Annotated in this window: 3 protein-coding genes; 2 read left to right on the forward strand and 1 reads right to left on the reverse strand. The window is 50.1% G+C overall.

Annotated features, from left to right (window positions below):
* Both K9U38_RS21875 and K9U38_RS21880 read left to right on the forward strand, forming a co-directional pair.
* A partial coding sequence (locus K9U38_RS21875; protein ID WP_224496468.1) for a DUF982 domain-containing protein occupies nt 1-285 on the forward strand: 285 nt, incomplete at its 5' end.
* A 100-nt stretch (nt 286-385) separates the two neighbouring features.
* Nucleotides 386-880, forward strand: coding sequence for a YciE/YciF ferroxidase family protein (locus K9U38_RS21880; protein WP_224496469.1), 495 nt, complete (start codon nt 386-388; stop codon nt 878-880).
* Between the two features lie 199 nt (nt 881-1,079).
* Here K9U38_RS21880 and K9U38_RS21885 read toward each other — a convergent pair.
* Nucleotides 1,080-1,281: hypothetical protein (locus K9U38_RS21885; RefSeq protein ID WP_224496470.1), on the reverse strand; the 202-nt coding region annotated here is incomplete at its 5' end.

Below are 1,281 nucleotides of genomic sequence, written 5' to 3' on the forward strand. Positions count from 1 at the left end.
AATGTTCCCATACCTCGTTCAGGTTGTATGACCAATTTAAATTTCCAGCACGTAATCGTAAAAAATTCGGGACAGATGTTGAATATCGCTTCGGTAGAAGAGGCGTCAGCGTTTCTTGCAGAAGGTTGGCCGTCACAAGATGGGCCGAGGTTCCGCGCCGCAAGCACGGCTTGTCTAGGTGGACTGGGTGGCTCCGTTTCGATCAATGACGTGCGAAACGCATTCATCGACGCGGCAAAAGAAGCTGGCATCTACGTCTCGGAAAAAACAGGATCGAACCGCTGACGATCTGAAGCAGACTGTCCCCATTAAAGCGGAACTACTTCGCAATCCATTCACACCAGTCTGCTGCGTCTTGTAGCAGGACATTCTAGGAGAAAATTACATGACCGATAAAACACTCCAAACGCTATTCCACGAAACACTCAAAGATATTTACTTCGCCGAGCGTAAGATACTGAAAGCTCTACCGAAAATGGCGAAAGCAGCGAATTCACCCGAACTTAAAGCTGCCTTCGAAAAGCATCGCGTCGAAACCGAAGGCCATGTCGAACGGCTTCAACAAGTGTTCGAACTTTTCGGCAAGCGTGCGCAGGCCAAAACTTGCGATGCTATCGAGGGCATTATAGCCGAGGGTGAAGAAATCATCGACGACTTCAAGGGACAACCTGCCCTCGACGCGGGTCTTGCGTCAGCTGCGCAGGCTGTCGAGCATTACGAAATCGCAAGATATGGCACGTTAGCGCGATGGGCCGGCGAATTGGGAATGAAAGATGCGCAGAAACTTCTCAGCATGACATTGCGTGAAGAGGAGGCAACTGACAAGGCATTAACGGCTTTGGCAGAAGCTCAACTTAACCCAACCGCGAAGGCGGCCTAACAACCGCTGAAAACACGCACGATCTTGTAGATCTGTTTCACGTAGAAGACGGCGATGCGTGTACGGTGGCGAGAGCGTCACCAAATTAACCTTACGTCCCTTCCTGGGGCTCAGGGTCGCCGGGGTTTCAGCTTTGAAACTTCGGCGTCGATCTTCTCGCGGTTTCGTTGCGGACGAATGGAATCATCGCTCATGTTTTTTATTTATATTCTAGGGCCGATTCGATTTCGGCGATCCTATGTCTAATAGCTTTGAGCGCGTCTATATTACCAACGGAGTTCTTCACGAAGATTTCACTGGCTTCAATCGCGGCTAGATCATCGCGCAAATTCGACAGTTCTATCCGAAGCTGTTCCATCGTTGGCTCGTCTTCGCACATTTCCTCGCTCCCATTGAAGAAT

The organism is Phyllobacterium lublinensis (assembly GCF_020164435.1).
GTDB classification, from domain to species: domain Bacteria; phylum Pseudomonadota; class Alphaproteobacteria; order Rhizobiales; family Rhizobiaceae; genus Phyllobacterium; species Phyllobacterium lublinensis.